This is a genomic window from Pedobacter hartonius, from assembly GCF_900107535.1.
Classification (GTDB): Bacteria; Bacteroidota; Bacteroidia; order Sphingobacteriales; family Sphingobacteriaceae; genus Pedobacter; species Pedobacter hartonius.
Genome location: NZ_FNRA01000007.1, coordinates 166,587 through 183,614 on the forward strand (window position 1 = coordinate 166,587; position 17,028 = coordinate 183,614).

General features: G+C 42.9%; 19 protein-coding genes. 16 read left to right on the plus strand and 3 right to left on the minus strand.

The window, feature by feature from the left end; translation table 11 throughout:
• Positions 1-3 precede the first annotated feature (3 nt).
• From BLW16_RS13800 to BLW16_RS13815, 4 genes are read left to right on the plus strand one after another with little or no spacing between them, the layout of a single operon-like run.
• Positions 4-375, plus strand: coding sequence for a response regulator (locus tag BLW16_RS13800; protein ID WP_090557553.1), 372 nt, complete (start codon positions 4-6; stop codon positions 373-375).
• Positions 376-1,203, plus strand: coding sequence for a CheR family methyltransferase (locus tag BLW16_RS13805; protein ID WP_090557555.1), 828 nt, complete (start codon positions 376-378; stop codon positions 1,201-1,203).
• Positions 1,203-1,769 (plus strand): chemotaxis protein CheB, encoded by a 567-nt coding sequence (locus BLW16_RS13810; protein ID WP_217631573.1) that lies wholly within the window; start codon positions 1,203-1,205, stop codon positions 1,767-1,769. Before BLW16_RS13805 ends, BLW16_RS13810 begins: the two co-directional genes overlap by 1 nt.
• Before the next feature lie 12 nt (positions 1,770-1,781).
• The gene (locus BLW16_RS13815; protein ID WP_090557557.1) at positions 1,782-2,147 is read left to right on the plus strand and encodes a response regulator; all 366 of its coding nucleotides are present in this window, start codon (positions 1,782-1,784) and stop codon (positions 2,145-2,147) included.
• Positions 2,148-2,227: 80 nt separating this feature from the next.
• Here the strand turns inward: BLW16_RS13815 and BLW16_RS13820 are convergent, their stop codons facing one another.
• A complete protein-coding gene (locus tag BLW16_RS13820; protein ID WP_090557559.1) occupies positions 2,228-3,913 on the minus strand; it encodes a dipeptidyl-peptidase 3 family protein in 1,686 nt (561 codons plus the stop codon).
• Positions 3,914-4,028: 115 nt separating this feature from the next.
• Here BLW16_RS13820 and BLW16_RS13825 point away from each other — a divergent pair, with 115 nt between their 5' ends.
• A complete protein-coding gene (locus BLW16_RS13825) occupies positions 4,029-4,862 on the plus strand; it encodes an N-acetylmuramoyl-L-alanine amidase (RefSeq protein ID WP_090557561.1) in 834 nt (277 codons plus the stop codon).
• Positions 4,863-5,031: 169 nt separating this feature from the next.
• Here the strand turns inward: BLW16_RS13825 and BLW16_RS13830 are convergent, their stop codons facing one another.
• On the minus strand, positions 5,032-6,693 hold the full coding sequence (locus tag BLW16_RS13830) for a glutamine--tRNA ligase/YqeY domain fusion protein (protein WP_090557563.1): 1,662 nt from the start codon (positions 6,691-6,693) through the stop codon (positions 5,032-5,034).
• A gap of 79 nt (positions 6,694-6,772) precedes the next feature.
• Between BLW16_RS13830 and BLW16_RS13835 the strand changes: the two genes are divergently transcribed.
• The 7 genes from BLW16_RS13835 (at position 6,773) to BLW16_RS13865 (ending at position 11,824) form a co-directional block, all read left to right on the plus strand.
• Positions 6,773-7,192 (plus strand): cobalamin B12-binding domain-containing protein, encoded by a 420-nt coding sequence (locus BLW16_RS13835; RefSeq protein WP_090557564.1) that lies wholly within the window; start codon positions 6,773-6,775, stop codon positions 7,190-7,192.
• Between the two features lie 3 nt (positions 7,193-7,195).
• On the plus strand, positions 7,196-7,978 hold the full coding sequence (locus BLW16_RS13840) for an enoyl-CoA hydratase/isomerase family protein (RefSeq protein ID WP_090557566.1): 783 nt from the start codon (positions 7,196-7,198) through the stop codon (positions 7,976-7,978).
• 167 nt (positions 7,979-8,145) lie between these two features.
• On the plus strand, positions 8,146-9,549 hold the full coding sequence (locus tag BLW16_RS13845) for a sigma-54-dependent transcriptional regulator (protein ID WP_090557568.1): 1,404 nt from the start codon (positions 8,146-8,148) through the stop codon (positions 9,547-9,549).
• Between the two features lie 12 nt (positions 9,550-9,561).
• Entirely contained in the window at positions 9,562-10,614 is a 1,053-nt protein-coding gene (locus tag BLW16_RS13850) for an AI-2E family transporter (RefSeq protein ID WP_090557570.1), read from the plus strand.
• A gap of 85 nt (positions 10,615-10,699) precedes the next feature.
• The gene (locus BLW16_RS13855; protein ID WP_090557572.1) at positions 10,700-10,966 is read left to right on the plus strand and encodes a YtxH domain-containing protein; all 267 of its coding nucleotides are present in this window, start codon (positions 10,700-10,702) and stop codon (positions 10,964-10,966) included.
• A gap of 56 nt (positions 10,967-11,022) precedes the next feature.
• A complete protein-coding gene (locus BLW16_RS13860; RefSeq protein ID WP_090557575.1) occupies positions 11,023-11,403 on the plus strand; it encodes a phage holin family protein in 381 nt (126 codons plus the stop codon).
• Positions 11,387-11,824 (plus strand): hypothetical protein, encoded by a 438-nt coding sequence (locus BLW16_RS13865; RefSeq protein ID WP_090557577.1) that lies wholly within the window; start codon positions 11,387-11,389, stop codon positions 11,822-11,824. The genes BLW16_RS13860 and BLW16_RS13865 overlap by 17 nt, the downstream gene beginning before the upstream one ends.
• A gap of 36 nt (positions 11,825-11,860) precedes the next feature.
• Here the strand turns inward: BLW16_RS13865 and aspS are convergent, their stop codons facing one another.
• Complete coding sequence (gene aspS / locus BLW16_RS13870) at positions 11,861-13,606, minus strand: aspartate--tRNA ligase (RefSeq protein ID WP_090557579.1); 1,746 nt, start codon at positions 13,604-13,606, stop codon at positions 11,861-11,863.
• A 147-nt stretch (positions 13,607-13,753) separates the two neighbouring features.
• Between aspS and BLW16_RS13875 the strand changes: the two genes are divergently transcribed.
• The 4 genes from BLW16_RS13875 (at position 13,754) to BLW16_RS13890 (ending at position 16,973) form a co-directional block, all read left to right on the plus strand.
• Positions 13,754-14,317: an RNA polymerase sigma factor gene (locus BLW16_RS13875; RefSeq protein ID WP_090557581.1), complete on the plus strand. Its 564-nt coding sequence runs from the start codon at positions 13,754-13,756 to the stop codon at positions 14,315-14,317.
• Positions 14,301-14,828 carry a hypothetical protein gene (locus BLW16_RS13880; RefSeq protein ID WP_090557582.1) on the plus strand — a complete coding sequence of 176 codons (528 nt, stop codon included), beginning with the start codon at positions 14,301-14,303 and terminating at the stop codon, positions 14,826-14,828. The genes BLW16_RS13875 and BLW16_RS13880 overlap by 17 nt, the downstream gene beginning before the upstream one ends.
• Entirely contained in the window at positions 14,825-16,105 is a 1,281-nt protein-coding gene (locus BLW16_RS13885; RefSeq protein ID WP_090557584.1) for a hypothetical protein, read from the plus strand. The genes BLW16_RS13880 and BLW16_RS13885 overlap by 4 nt, the downstream gene beginning before the upstream one ends.
• An 82-nt stretch (positions 16,106-16,187) precedes the next feature.
• Positions 16,188-16,973 (plus strand): TerC family protein, encoded by a 786-nt coding sequence (locus tag BLW16_RS13890; protein ID WP_090557586.1) that lies wholly within the window; start codon positions 16,188-16,190, stop codon positions 16,971-16,973.
• Positions 16,974-17,028: the final 55 nt, after the last annotated feature.

Here is a 17,028-nt window from a genome sequence, read left to right on the forward strand (position 1 = left end):
GATATGGAAGATCAAAAGAAAGTACTGATCATAGATGATGACAACAGGAACATCTTTGCTTTAACAGCTGTGTTAAAATCAAAAGGTTATCATTGTCTCTCGGCAATTGGCGGCGAAGAAGGCCTGCAATTGCTGGAAGAACAGAAGGATATTGCCGTAGTACTGATGGACATGATGATGCCCGGGATGGATGGGTATGAAGCGATGGCAAAAATGAATGAAGACCCGGAATTAAAGGGCATACCTGTAATTGCCGTTACGGCGCAGGCGATGCTGGGGGACAGGGAACGCTGTTTAAATGCGGGAGCTGTAGGTTATGTTTCTAAACCGATCAATGTAGATACCTTAACCGATCTGCTGGTAAAATATATTTAAATGAACCTTGAATTACCTACGATAAGTGATGGCCAGGTGGAGATCTTACTTTCAGATCTCCTGGAGCATTATGGCTATGATTTTACGGGATATTCAAAGGCCTCTATCAAGCGCAGGATACTCAGATTATATTCGCTGGATAAGGCGCTGAGTTTTGCGGAATTCAGGTACAGGATCAACAACGATACTTTTTATTTCAAGCGGTTTGTTGAGCAGATCACTGTAAATGTGACCGAGATGTTCAGGGATCCTGGGTTTTTCAAAACGCTCCGGGATGTGGTGCTGCCAAAACTGGGAACATATCCTTTTATCAGGATATGGCTTGCGGGCTGTTCTACCGGAGAAGAAGCCTACTCTATTTCTATTATACTGAAAGAGCTGAACCTGCTTCATAAATCATTGGTTTACGCTACAGATCTGAATCCCATCGTGCTTGAAAAAGCATCTCAGGGAATGTTTGCAATGAGCCAGATGAAGCAATATTCGGAGAATTATATTTTATCAGGAGGAACAAACGACTTTTCGAGCTATTATACCGCGAACTACTCGCTGGCAAAATTCAACGACGAACTGAAAAGTAAACTTATTTTTTCTACCCATAATCTTGTTTCTGATCATTCTTTTAACGAATTTCAACTGATCCTTTGCAGGAACGTATTGATTTATTTTGACCGGGATTTACAGCACAAGGTACTGACGCTTTTTGATGATAGCCTTGAAGGACTCGGCTATCTGGCTTTGGGTACTAAGGAAACGCTTGATTTTTCCCCTATCTCCCCGAACTATAAAAGGATCCCGGGTGAAAAAATATGGAGGAAAATAGGATAATGGGAACCAAATGTGATGCACTGATCATCGGCGGATCTGCCGGAAGCCTGGATGTACTGTTAAAAGTCCTTCCATCTTTAGACCCTGCTTTAAGTTTTCCTATTGTGATCGTGGTGCACAGAAAGCATGGTACTGATTCCCTGTTGCCCGAATTGCTGTCCGGCCGGACGAAACTGTTGGTGAAGGAAATCGACGAGAAGGAGCCGCTCTCCGCGGGTAATATCTATATTGCACCTTCGGATTACCACACATTGATTGAGCAGGACCATACGTTCTCGCTGGATTATTCCGAGAAGATCAATTACTCACGCCCGGCAATTGACGCGACCTTCCAGACTGCTGCTGAGGTTTATAAGGAAAAATTAGTATGTTTATTGCTGTCGGGATCAAATGCTGACGGGGTAAACGGATTGAAAAGTGTAAAGGTATGGGGCGGGACGACGGTAATTCAGGATCCGGCCACGGCGCAGGTATCCTATATGCCGGAACAGGCTTCACTGCACGCCAAAATAGATCATACTTTACGCATTGAACATATGGCAGAATTTATAAATTTGTTATCTTAATCTTTATAATAAATGGCTGAGCAAAAAAAAGTCTTCATTTTTGATGACAATACCGATATTCTTGAACTTTGTACATTTATTCTGGAAGATGCTGGTTATGAAATCAAGACCTCGTCTACTTCAAATAATATTATTGACCAGGTTTCGGCCTATACACCGGACATTATCTTTATGGATAACTGGTTGCCTGACGTGGGCGGTATTGAGGCTACCAGGGAGCTGAAAGGGCATGAAACGCTTAAAAATATACCTGTCATCTATTTTTCTGCAAATAACGATGTGATGCTGCTCGCCGATCAGGCTGGTGCGGATGGTTATTTGTCAAAACCGTTTGATATCCAGGAGCTGGAAAACATTATTCTGAAACACCTCGCTTAGTAGCATGCAAATCTCCTGAAAGAGAAAGCCCTGATAAATTATAACTTATCAGGGCTTTCTCTTTCAGGAGGTTTGAGGGCTTATTTTACACCTAAAACATCTGCTCCCTGCTCAAAAACAATATCCACGGGAATTCTTTTTTTACTCAGACGGTCTAAATCTGCCTGCAATTCAGGGCTAATTACTGCATTATCTTTTTTCGCCTTCTCTACGGCCGCCTTATCTCCGTTTCCCTGCAGCGTCAGTATCAAATTGCTGAGACCGTTCATGGCAGCCCCGAATTTAACAAAGTCTACTTTGTAAGTTCCGTTTTCTGTCCTGATAAAAGCGCCTTTCTGCTTAAAGTAGTTAAAGCATTGCATATTTGCCTGTCCGTGTGCTTCTGAGGCACCGAATCTCACTGAACGGAGCAGTCCGGCCATAAATGTGGTATAGTACGTTTTAATATTGCCGGTGAGTTCTTTTTTCTTTAATAAGCCTGTTACCATGTAGAGGCCAAGGACGTCTGCTTTACCTTCTTCCAGCCAGCTGTACTGTTCTTTCAGTGCTGCTTTGACAAAACCTTTACCGGTAACAGTTTTTTTAATACCCAGGCCATGGGCTACCTCATGAAACATTACGTTTGCAAAAAAGGCATCGAAACTGACATATTGTTGCTGGTCCTTATCGATCAGTTCATTGGCTATAGGAAGCAGGATTTTATCAAATTTTGCTTTCATCGTATTCTTTAACTGCGACCTGCGGGTTCCCTTTTTTTGCTGTATCAGTTCATCATTGGGAAGATTTACGGCAATGGTTTTTGATCCGGCATTACAGTCGCCTGCGTAATACACCACATCATAGGCGTTCAATTCCGAATCAGTACCCGGCTTCTCCTGTTTATATTTTTGTGGCACCGGCAGTCCCTTCTGCAACTCGGGGAGCAGCCGTACATATTTTTGCAGCCTTTTACTCCATTCCCGGTCTTTTACCAGAACGTAGGCTTCAAAAGCGGTCCTGGCATTAAAAAGCTTATCTTCATAATTTTCAATTGGCCCGATAATAATATCAAGCGTATTTGTTTTCATATCCAGCCAGACATAGTCGCTCGGCACGTAGTTATCGGTTACGAGCGCATCCGCCCTCAGGTTAAGGTATTTCTTTAAACCGGCATCATCTGCCAGCAACGCAGCCTGCTTCAGCAATGAAGATGCTTTTTGCAGATCTGAGGCAAATACAACATGATAAGGGACCACGGACAGCTTACCTGCGGAATCGCTTTCAATGATGGAATACGGATTGAATTTATCTTTAAGATCAGCTTTTTCGAGGTCAGCTTTGAGCATGCCGGCCGGGTAGAACGTAGCTCCGTCAGGCCTCGGGCCAATACCTGAAATGAATGGTTTATCGTTATTCAGCCTGTCCCAGGGACCGTAGTTGATCCTGATGAAATTCCTGGTCTCTTCATCTTTTATCACAGCAAGCAGGCTGTCCCGCTGCGGATAGGCCTGCCTCCAGAACAGCTCATCCATAATTTGTGCGGCCTGTATCAGTAAGGGAAGTAATTTCCTCTCATTAACAGTGAGTACGTTTAGATTTGTGGTGAGTTTAACAGGCTCGTACATATTCAGCCTGCTGTGAACGTAGCCCTGCAGACTATCTTTGACTACTACGGTAGTTTTTCCTGTCTTTATGTTCTTCGTTTCCGGATTGCTGGTGCAGGATACTATACCAGCGATAATGGAGCACCCCGTAAAAAATAAGGCTGCTTTGGTAGATTTGTTCATGCTAATTTTTTATAACGCAACTAAATTAGGAAAAATTATAAGGCATGCATAAAGTTTGGCCATTTGAAGTGCATTTATGTAAATATTAGTAATTTCACCACCACAATTACCTGATATGAAAGAAATCCTAAACGGAAAAAACAAACTGATACTGAGTATCCCGCTGTTTTTTCTTGCCGCCTGCTCTACCAACAAATATGCAGCGACCAATAAAGTCTATAAAGAACAGGCCAAAGTATTTGGCAATACGCTAAAGGAGATGCCGCCACTGAGCCAGAACGTCGAAATGATCGCTCCGGATCAGCAGTTTTTTATCGGGTCTGTGAACTTCGGTATCCGCAAGCCGAATTTTGTGATCATACACCATACGGCACAAACTTCTACCGATCAGACAATCAAAACATTTACACTAAAATCTACCCAGACCAGCGCGCATTACGTGGTTGGAAGGGATGGAAAAGTAGTCCATATGGTGAACGACTACCTCCGGGCAAATCATGCCGGTGTGGCCAAATGGGGAAATGAAACAGATCTGAATTCCTGTTCTCTTGGAATTGAACTTGACAACAATGGTGACGAGCCCTACAGCGACGCGCAGATCAATAGCCTGATCTCTCTGTTAACCACACTGAAAAAGAAATACAACATTCCGGTGCAGGGCTTTATCGGGCATTCAGATATCGCTCCGAAGAGAAAGATAGATCCTAACAAATTTCCATGGAAAAAACTCGCTGAACAGGGGTTTGGCTTATGGTACGATGATATCCTGCAGATTCCGCCTCCCGAGTTTGATGCGACAGTGGCGCTGAGGATCATTGGTTATGATATCAGTAATATGCCCGCAGCAATCATTGCCTTTAAGCGGCATTTTGTGCAAACGGATATTAGCCCGGTATTGACGCTGTCGGATAATATGATCCTGTTTAATCTGTACAGGAAGTACATGTAGTGAATGTGGGGGGGGAATCTATTCTGAAAAAACGTATATACTGTATGACGGCTGCATAGTCTCGCTGCGCTCAACGACGCGAGGCCGTCATATCGTATATACGTTTTTTTAAAAGATTTCCTGAGGGGGTGTCCGGGCAGGGTGCCTAACCCGGTTTCATAAAGATCTTTTACTTCTTCGCCTTTGCCCAGGCGTCTTTCAGCCCGACGGTCTGATTAAATACCAGGTGATCAGCAGTAGAATCCCTGTCCAGGCAGTAATAGCCCTTACGGATAAACTGGTAACGGGAATCCAGGTCTGCATCGGCAAGATAAGGTTCGATATAAGCATTTTTGATCACCTTCATGCTTTCCGGATTAAGATAATCCTTGAAGTCACCTTCTTCGCTATCGGGCGACTCAACAGAGAACAAACGGTCATAAACCCTGATCTCAGCAGTTTTCGCATGTGCGGTGCTCACCCAGTGGATTGTTCCTTTTACATGGATCTCACTGGTATCTTCACCACTTTTAGATTCAGGGATGTAAGTACAGTGGATCTCTGTAACGTTGCCTTCTGCATCTTTTTTGAAATCCTCACATTTAACAATATAAGCATTCTTCAGGCGTACCATGGTTCCGGGAGCAAGCCTGAACCATTTTTTCGCAGGTTCTTCCATGAAGTCTTCACGTTCTATCCAAAGTTCATTGCTGAACGGGATTTCTCTTGTTCCGCCTTTATCTTCTGCCTCAGGGTTGTTCTCTCCGATCAGTGTTTCTGTTTTTCCCTCCGGGTAATTCGTAATGATCAGTTTGATCGGATCAAGTACGGCCATTACCCTGTTTGCAGTTTTATTTAGATGCTCACGTATACAGAACTCCAGTAAACTGAGTTCAATCAGGTTTTCTCTTTTTGCCACCCCGATCCTTTCACAGAACTCGCGGATACTTTCCGGAGTATATCCCCTTCTTCTCAGTCCGCTGATCGTAGGCATGCGCGGATCATTCCATCCGTCTACCATTCCTTCATTTACCAGTTGCAGCAGCTTGCGCTTGCTCATTACGGTATATGTAAGGTTTAAGCGGGCAAATTCGTATTGACGGGAAGGGAAAATGTCAAGTTCTGCGATAAACCAGTCGTACAGTTCACGGTGAGAAACATACTCCAGTGTACAGATAGAATGGGTGATTTCCTCAATACTGTCGCTTTGTCCGTGTGCAAAGTCGTACATCGGATAAATGCACCATTTGTTACCTGTGCGGTGATGTTCTGCATGTTTTATTCTGTAGATAATGGGATCGCGCATCAGCATATTAGGACTGGCCATATCAATCTTTGCACGCAGGGTAAAGGCACCGTCTCCGAATTCACCGGCTTTCATGCGGCCGAACAGGTCCAGATTTTCTTCTTTGCTTCTGCTGCGGTAAGGGCTGTCGGTACCTGGTTCTGTAGGCGTGCCTTTCTGGGCGGCAATTTCATCAGCAGTGCTGTTATCTACATAAGCAAGTCCCTTTTCAATCAGCTTAACAGCGAAATCATACAATGTATCAAAATAATCCGAAGTATATAATTCATGTTTCCACTCAAAACCAAGCCATTTGATATCTTCCTGCTGACTATCTACATATTCAGTTTTTTCGGTTACAGGATTTGTATCATCAAATCTCAGATTGGTATACCCGCCATACTTTTGGGTCAGCCCAAAGTTTAAGCAAATCGCTTTAGCATGGCCAATGTGCAAATATCCATTTGGCTCGGGGGGGAAACGGGTTACCAATGTTTTGTATTTTCCACTATTTAAATCGTTTTCAATGATCTCTTCAATAAAGTTCAATGATCTTTCCTCACTCATAAAAACTGTAATTTTGTGTTCAAAGTTAATATAAAAGAGCTAATTTACTTACATTTACGAATGACTATCGGTATAATTTATGAGCGGTACATTAAATAGGCCTATACGTGTTTTAGTGGCCAAAGTTGGCCTTGATGGACATGACAGAGGCGCAAAAGTGATTGCCACCTCACTGCGCGATGCCGGTATGGAGGTGATTTATACCGGATTACGGCAGACACCGGAAATGGTTGTAAATACGGCATTACAGGAAGATGTGGACGCTATAGGCATCTCTATATTATCAGGCGCACACATGACAGTTTTTCCGAAGATCATAGCGCTCATGAAACAGAAACAGCTGACGGATGTTTTATTAACCGGTGGCGGGATTATTCCCCCGGGAGATATACAGAAACTCAGGGAAATTGGTGTGGGAGAATTATTTGCTCCCGGCACTACCATGCTGACCATCATAAACTATATCCGTGACTGGACCATTGAAAACCGAAATTTTTAGAAGATGACTTATCAGAATATATTATCAGAAATTAAAAATGGAACCCTCTATATTACCATAAACCGTGAGAAAAAACTCAATGCACTGAATAAGGATACGCTTGCTGAACTTGCGGATGCTGTGGCTTTCGCCCAGGAAAATCCTGAAGTAAAATGTGTATTGCTCACCGGCGCGGGGGAGAAGGCCTTTGTTGCAGGGGCGGATATCTCGGAATTTTCTTCCTATACGCCGGAACAGGGAGAGGCCCTGGCGCGTAACGGGCAGGCAACGGTATTTGATGCCATTGAAAACTCCCGCAAGCCCTTTCTTGCAGCTATTAACGGGTTTGCGCTTGGTGGCGGGCTGGAACTTGCAATGGCCTGCCATATCCGGGTTGCTGCCGATACAGCTAAAATGGGCCTGCCTGAGGTTACTCTGGGGCTGATTCCAGGTTATGGCGGGACACAAAGGTTAACACAGCTGGTTGGCAAGGGAAGGGCAACAGAGATGATCATTACGGCGGAAATGATTACCGCAGAAAAAGCGGAGCGGATCGGACTGGTAAATTATAGTGTGCCTGCACAGGAATTAATTGTTAAATCTGAAGAAATTTTAAATAAAATTAAACAAAGGGCCCCTTTAGCCGTTGCTGCAGCTATAAGTGCAGTAAATGCAGTTTATCGTGACGGCGTGAATGGATTTGAGGTCGAAATCAAAGAATTTGGTAAATGTTTTGGTAATGAGGATTTTAAAGAAGGTGTGACTGCTTTTCTGACCAAACGCGCCCCTGAGTTTAAGGCTCTGTAACCCGCTTGTTATTAATGGATTAAAATTTGAGGTGCGGCGAGGGGCTATTGTTAACAAATTATTTACATATAAAAGGGGGAATAGACAGATAAAACTGTAGAAAATATTTCCCATAAAAAATAATTCTTTATATTTATCATCGAATTAGTTTAGAATTGGTGCTATATATGAAAAGAATACTAATAATAGATGATGAGGTTAACATAGGATTGCTACTGTCAAAATTTCTGACCAGGAATGGGTTTAATGTAGATACTGCAACCAGTGGTGTTTCAGCCCATGATTATCTGAGCAAGGAGCACTACGATCTTGTATTGTGTGATTACAGGCTGGAGGATACAGACGGGAAAGAAATGCTGATTAAGATAAAGGAAAGCTATCCTCAGACTGGTGTAATTATTATTACAGGTTATTCTGACATCAAACTCGCCGTTGAACTGATCAAATTAGGGGCATATGACTACATCACCAAGCCCCTGTACCCTGATGAGATTTTAAATACTATAAATAAGGCTATTGATACCCAGATCGCATTAAATGATTCTATCGTTGAAAATGCAAGGGAAGTACAAAAGACCAGGGTACCCAAACCTGTTTACAACCAGGTTGAAAACTTTGTTGCAGGACAGAGCATTGCTTCTAAAGAATTATTAAAACAGATCCAGCTGGTGGCACCCACCTCTTACAGTGTGATCCTTACGGGGGAGAGCGGTACAGGGAAGGAATCTGTTGCTAAGGCAATTCACCTGAACAGCCCGAGGAGGGACAATCCTTTTGTTGCAATGGACTGCGGATCTCTGACAAAAGAACTGGCAGGAAGTGAATTCTTCGGACATGAGAAGGGTTCTTTTACGGGCGCACTGAATACTAAAATCGGCCATTTTGAAATGGCTAATGGTGGAACGCTCTTTCTGGATGAAGTAGGAAACCTATCCTATGAGATTCAGGCTGCCTTATTAAGAACTGTTCAGGAAAGAAAGATCAAGCGTATCGGAAGCACAAAAGAAATTGATCTGGACGTGAGAATTATTGTGGCCACGAATGAGAATCTTTCCAATGCGATACAAAAGGGAAGGTTCAGGGAAGATCTTTATCACCGTTTCAATGAGTTTTCAATTAACCTTCCGCCGCTGAGCCAGAGGGGAAAAGATATTATGGTCTTTGCAAAGACTTTCCTTGATTTTGCCAACGAAGAGCTTGGCAGAAATGTGCTGGGCTTTTCCAAGGATGTAGAGGAGTGTTTCCTTACCTATAACTGGCCGGGGAATGTCAGGGAACTGAAGAATGTGGTGAGAAGAGCAACATTGCTTACCGAAACAGACGAAATTCAACTGAAGGCATTGCCACTGGAAATTTCTACAGATGCCAAGGTAACGGCGATCGAAAATACGATCCATAAAAATCACGAAAAATCACGGGATTTAAAAAATGCAGCATCGGAAGCAGAATATGAGGCTATACTGAAAGTTTTGAGGGAAGTGAATTTCAATAAAACAAAGGCGGCTAAAATTCTGAATATTGACAGGAAAACACTTTACAATAAAATGAAGGCGATTAACCTGGATACCTAAGTAGCTAAGCGCATGTCCATTTTTACCTATAAGCAACGCAACACGATCAACCTGGTAATTATTATTGCGCTCGGTTGTCTGATTGCGTATTCGCTGCAGGGGATCTTTGGTTCGATTTTAAGTACGCTGGTCCTGTATACGATCATGAGGCCCGGATTTATTTATCTGGTTGAGCGTAAAAAGTTAAACAGGAGTTTTGCGGCAATTTTGCTGATATTGATTTCTGTTGTGCTGATCATTTTGCCGTTTTATGCGCTGAGCAGTATGGTCATCCAAAAGGTCAACGAGCTGCAGAATGATCACCAGTATTTTCAGCACATCCTGGTCAAATTAAAAAAGCTGATCCCTTTAGGAACGGATGCTCAAAACCTGCTGCAGGAAGCGCTCAAAAAAACAGGCAATCTGGCTACAGAGCTTTTCCCTTCACTGATATCCGGGGCATTTAATATCATTCTGGGTTTATTGCTGATGTACTTCCTGCTCTATTTTGCGCTTGTTCAGCACGAGTACTTTGAGGCTGCATTAGTTAAATATGCACCTTTCAGGGAACAAAATGCACAACGTTTTGCATTGGAAATGCGAAACACTACTTATGCCAATGTTCTGGGGCAGGGATTTATTGCCGTTGTGCAGGGCTCCCTTGTATGCCTCTCTTTTTTTGTTCTTGGGTATTCCGATCCCGTATTCTGGGGCGTGATCACTACTTTTATTTCTTTTATCCCTATTCTTGGTCCGCCGGTGATATTCGTGCCTGCCGCACTGATGCAGATTGCTGACGGAAATAATACCGCGGGCTGGATTATGCTTATATTTGGGTTTGTTGTAATCATTAATATCGACAATGTCATCAGGTTCATGATCGCAAAAAGGGTAGGAAATATACATCCTATCATTACCGTAATTGGCGTGGTTATTGGTATTCCCCTGTTTGGGATACTGGGGCTCGTATTTGGCCCCCTGCTGTTGTCTTATTTCATTCTGCTGATCAGAATATATGAGACGAGCGCTATGGCTTCTGAAAGATTGGAAAGAATCAAAACAATTTCTGAGGCTGAGGAGTTATAACAAACATCAGCGAAAAATATAGGCCGGAATAGTTTCAACATCTTTATAGCTATAAAATCAATTATTAAACATAAAAATTAAAGTCATGAACGATAACTCAAAAGTATTAATTGGACTCTTAACTGGTTTAGCTGCAGGTGCGGCATTAGGATTGTTGTTTGCCCCTGAAAAAGGAAGTGAAACACGTGACAGGTTAAGCCAGTCGCTTAAAGATCTTGGCGATTCTATAAAAGACAGGGCTGCCGATGAGATCAATCACCTGGCTAGCCTGAAAGATAAAGTGGTAAGTTCTGTGAAAAATAAATTGCAGGATGCCGAAGAGGAATTTGTTGACGACGTTGAGCATGCCTAAGTCCATCCGCAGGAATAGTTAACTACAGAATACCAACAAGCTATAGATAAAGACCAATGGAAGAAAAAAAAGAAAAGGATTTCCAGGATATACTCTCGGAAGCAAAGGCATACCTGGATACCCGCGTGGAATATACGCGGTTGTTCCTTGTGAAAAGGGCATCGAAGCTCTTTGCTGACCTGATTACAACTGCAATTGTAGCTGTTTGCTTTACACTGGCCTTTATTTTGGGTAGTATTACACTTGCATTATTTTTATCTACTGTTTTTGGCAGTTATACTGCAGGATTTGGCAGTGTGGCGCTGATCTATCTGATAGTTGCCATTATTGTTTATTTTACCAAAGATAACTTTATAGAAAAGGCAATAGTCAATTTTACGATCAGGAAGTATTTTAAAAAACTAGAGGAGGACGAAGACGATGAGCAAAAAGTATAATATCAACGACCTGCATGATCTCAACGTCAGGCTAACCAGTCTCAGGGTTGATTATAAAATTCAGGAGACAATGCTAAAGGACGATGTTAAGGTGTACGTGAAACAGTTTACGCCCGGTAATCTTATCAAAAGATATGCAACGCCCTCAGCTTTTTTAAAAGTAGATGATAAATTAAACATCAGCAGCAAACTGATGTCACTGGTATTGCCTGTGCTCATGAACAGCACTTTATTCCGGGGGTCCGGATTTATTACCAAGACCCTGGTGGGATTGGCTACCAGTAAAATGGGAAAAACACTTGATGCAGAACATCTGTCTGCGATATTTAATTCAGTAACGGGCCTGTTCAAAAAGAAAAAGAAGGAAAAATCTCCTGCGTTTGCAGATTACGGGATTCCTCCTGACAGCGAAACTTATTAATAAAAAAAGGAAGCCATGGCTTCCTTTTTTTATGTCTTACAATGTGCTTTTTATCTTCAGCTCTTTCAGCTGCTTTTCGTCTATCGTGGAAGGGCTGTCAATCATGACGTCTCTTCCGGAATTATTTTTAGGAAAGGCAATTACATCGCGAATGCTGTCCAGGCCGGCAAAAATTGAACAAAGCCTGTCAAATCCGAATGCAATACCACCATGTGGAGGGGCGCCAAACTCGAATGCGTCCATCAGGAAGCCGAATTGTTTTTGCGCCTCTTCAGCAGAGAAGCCCAGGTGTTTGAACATGAGCGCCTGTAAGGCCCTGTCGTGGATACGGATAGATCCGCCGCCAATTTCAGTTCCATTTACCACCATATCATATGCGTTTGCTCTCACTTCTCCCGGATTGGTGTCCAGCAGGGCAATGTCTTCCGGTTTCGGCGAAGTAAAAGGATGGTGCATTGCATGGTAACGTTCTGATTCTTCATCCCACTCCAGTAGCGGGAAATCAAGCACCCACAGTGCACTGAAAACATTCTTATCACGAAGGCCAAGTCTGCTGCCCATTTCTAAACGAAGTTCGCCCAATTGCTTGCGCACTTTATCTTTTACACCTGCCATGATCAGGATCAGGTCTCCGGGTTCAGTCTGTAAAGCTGCAGACCACTGTTTTAAGTCTTCTTCAGTATAGAATTTATCTACCGAGGACTTGATAGACCCGTCTTCATTATGCCTTGCGTATATCAGCCCCGTAGCGCCGATCTGAGGGCGTTTAATAAAATCGGTAAGCTCATCAAGCTGCTTGCGTGTATAATGCGCACAGCCCTTTGCATTGATGCCTATAACTAATTCTGCATTGTCAAATACAGGGAAGTTTTTTCCTTTGGTCAGTTCGGTAAGTTCAACGAACCGCATTTCGAAGCGTGTATCCGGTTTATCAGATCCATACCAGCGCATTGCATCGGCATATTGCATCCTTGGAACTTCAGGCAGATCGAAATTTTTAACTTCTTTAAATAACGTTCTGATCAAACCTTCAAAAGTATTGAGGATATCTTCCTGTTCTATAAAAGACATCTCACAATCGATCTGTGTAAATTCCGGCTGTCTGTCTGCACGCAGGTCTTCATCCCTGAAGCATTTAACGATCTGAAAGTACCTGTCAAAGCCAGATACCATTAACAGCTGTTTAAATGTTTGCGGAGATTGTGGCAGTGCGTAAAATTCACCGCCGTTCATACGGCTTGGTACTACAAAATCCCGGGCACCTTCAGGTGTGGATTTGATCAACACAGGTGTTTCAACCTCGATAAAATCCAGGGCATCCAGGTATCTCCTTACGGACTGGGCCATCCTGTGGCGCAAAACCATATTATTCCGTACCGGATTTCTTCTGAGGTCCAGGTAACGGTATTTCATGCGCAGGTCATCCCCTCCGTCCGTTTCATCCTCGATGAGGAAAGGGGGAATCTTGGAAGCATTTAATATTTCAAGAGCAGTGATTTTAATTTCTACTTCTCCAGTTGGTATTTTCAGGTTTTTATTGGACCGTTCAACAACAAGTCCACCGGCTTTAATTACAAACTCGCGGCCCAGGCTGCGGGCTGCTTCACACAGCTGAGGGTTATCATCCATATTAAATACCAATTGGGTGATGCCATAGCGGTCACGGATGTCAATAAAAGTCATTCCTCCCAAGTCTCTGGATTTCTGTACCCAACCGCACAGAATTACGTTTTCGCCTAAATTATCTAAAGTCAGCGCTCCGCAAGTTGTTGTTCTTAACATTATTCAATCGGATTAGGCCGCAAAAATATTCATTTTGAGCCATATATTGCAACAGGTTATTGATTTAGCATAGTATATTCAAAAGTTTTTTACCCCAAGTGCAACGTTTGCAAAAAGCTTGCGTCATTTATAGCGAATACGAAAACATTGGAAGCAGTATATATCGATAAAAATATTGATCTGGTTAATGGTTGCAGGTGCGGCGACCGTAAAGCGCAATTTGAAATATACAAGTTGTACGAAAAAGCTATGTACAGTGCAGCCCTCAGAATAGTAAACCATGAGGCCGAAGCAGAAGATGTTTTACAGGAAGCCTTTCTTGATGCTTTTACCCGTATAGGAGATTTCAGGGGCGATACTACTTTTGGGTTGTGGTTAAAACAGATCATTATTCATAAGTCGATCAATTACCTTAGAAAAAGAAGGGCTGAATTTGTGAGTATAGACGGGATGGAAATAGCGGAGCAGAAGGGGGAGGGCCATGAAGAGCTGCAGTGGAAGGTAGAAGAAGTGAAGGCGGCCGTCAGGCGTTTACCTGATGGGTACAGGGTGGTATTAACCCTTTATTTGTTTGAAGGGTATGACCATGAAGAGATTTCCCATATCCTCAAAATATCTGAAAACACCTCGAGATCACAGTTGATGCGTGCGAAAATGAAGTTAAAAACTATGTTAGAAAAGACAGGAGCAAGAGATGAACACAAAAATTGAAGATTTTATCAAGGAAAATAAAAAGGAATTTGATACAGATCGTCCTTCAGCAAACCTATGGGATAAAATTGAGCAGGAGCTGGTTAAGAAAAATAAAAAAAAGAAATTTGATATCCGGCTGTGGATGAGCATTGCTGCTTCGGTGATTGTGCTGCTGGGCCTGATATTTATATCTGAGTTTCCAATAAAAAAGAATAAGCTGAGTATAGCCGACGTTAATCCCGCTTATGCGACCAGACAGGTTAAATTTGTGAGCCTGATTGAAGAAAAAAGAGATAGTTTGCAAATTTTTGCAGAGGCAAGCCCTGAGCTGTACAAAAAATTCAGTGCTGATCTGCAGACACTGAACGTTGCCTATGACGGTCTTAGAAAGCAATTGCCGTCGAGCCCTAACCAGCAGCTGATCGTAAAGGCCATGGTAAAAAATTTGGAAATGCAACTGCAGCTGGTTAGTCAGCAATTATCAATTATCAGCGAAGTGAGCCAGTTTAAAAAGGAAAACAGAATATGAAAAAGTTAGTGACATGGGGTGTATTGATACTTGCAGGTTCAAACGGGGCATTTGCCCAGGGGCCATCAGAACCTGAAACAACAGCTCATGCGGCTTATGCTGTAAATACGTCGGTCAGCAGTAGTATAACGGCCGGTCAGAATCTAAATGACCAGATCAAGGTTCAGGATGATGATGCTGTACGTGTTAAAAATATCAGTAAAAGTTTTCCTGCCGGCAAAACGGATAAAGTGGTGCTCAGTAACCAATTCGGATCAATGCTGATCAAGGTATGGGACAGGAGGGAAGTGAAGATTGACATTTCTATAAGATCGTATAGTAATAATGACAGGGAGGCGCAGGAACTTATTGACCAGGTAAATATCAATGCAGACAAAAATGGGGACGTGATCTCCTGTAAAACTACAATAGGGAACGGAAACAGGTGGTCTGGAAGGAACAAAAGAAGAGAAGTAAAGGTCAATTATGTGGTCTATCTTCCTGCATCGAATGCGCTGGATCTGTCGCAGCAATTTGGCAACGTGAACATGGGAGATTTTTCGGGCCCGCTGACTGCAAAGGTGCAGTACGGAGACTTCAACGCGGGAAATTTGTCTGATGCCAGTAATTATATTTCAGTTCAGTACGGTAAAACAAATATACAGGAGCTAAATAAAGCCACTATTAAACAACAGTATGGGTCTGGATTAACTATTGGCACTGCCGGAACGCTGGACCTAAATGCGCAATACGCAAATGTAAGCATTACGGCGATCAGGGGAGATGCCCTGATTAAGCAGCAGTATGGATCAGGATTAAAGATCGGCTCTGTAAACAACCTGGATCTCGATGTGCAGTATGCGAGTGTGAATGTGACTGCAATCAAAGGAAATGCAACAATTAAACAGCAATACAATTCATTAACGATAGGTAACGTAGGCAGGCTTAGTCTCAGGTCAGAGTATACGGGGGTAAATGTGGGAACCCTCAGAGGCGATGGCGATTTTAAAATGAGCTACAATAACTTTAACATCGGTGAAGTCAGTCCCGGCTGCAGGAGCCTGATCATTGACGTCGATTACGTAGATGTAAACCTGGGCTTTTCGGACTCATTTAACGGGGATTTCAGCGTACAGAAAACTTATGGGGCTTTCAGGTACGGGAGCAGCGTCAGGGTAAATGCCCTTGGAGAGAATGACAAGCACTCTTCTACGAAAAATTATTCAGGGAAAATAGGCAATGGCGGCAGCGCAAGGGTGCAGATCAAATCGGATTATGGTGCGGTTGTCTTCAAATAAAGAATATTAAAACTAATATATTGTAAAGCTTGTTGACTATTCAGCAGGCTTTTTTTATGTTAGGTCTGCAAACAAATAAATTATGGAATTCTTTACTACGCCGGAAGCCTGGATATCCTTATTAACACTCACGCTTTTAGAGATTGTGCTGGGTATTGACAACATCGTTTTTATTTCTATTCTGTCGGGAAAGCTACCTGCAGATCAGCAGAAAAAAGCAAGGCAGCTCGGACTGGGGCTGGCAATGATCACCAGGGTTTTGCTGCTGCTGTCACTTAGCTGGGTAATGAGCCTTACTTCTCCATTGTTCAATATTGGCGAATGGGTAAGCCTTGATAATAAAGAGTGGCTGGAAAAACTGGCAATTTCCGGGCGTGATCTGATCCTGCTCTCAGGAGGGCTATTCCTGATTTATAAGAGCACACATGAAATCCACCTGAAACTTGAAGGCGAAGAGGATGAAGAAGGAAAAACCAAAGTGCACTCTTTTGCGGGCGTGATCGTGCAGATCCTTGTTCTGGATATCGTCTTCTCTCTGGACTCTGTGATTACCGCTATAGGTATGGCAGAACACGTTGAAGTCATGATTGCTGCGGTGATCATCGCTGTCATCATCATGATGGTTTCGGCTGATGCGATCAGTGCGTTTGTAAATAACCACCCTACTGTTAAAATGCTGGCCTTGTCGTTCCTCCTGCTGATCGGTGTGTCGCTCTTTGCAGAGGGGCTTGACCAGCATATTCCGAAAGGATACATCTATTTCGCAATGGCTTTCTCCATCCTGGTAGAGTTGCTGAACCTGAAAATGAAAAAGAAAGCGGGAACTCCCCTGCAGCTGAGGAATAATATGGGCGAGAAAAAAGTATAGCTGTTTAAATTCGCGATTTGTTTGAGGGAATCAATTACTAAAAGTATTTTTGAGG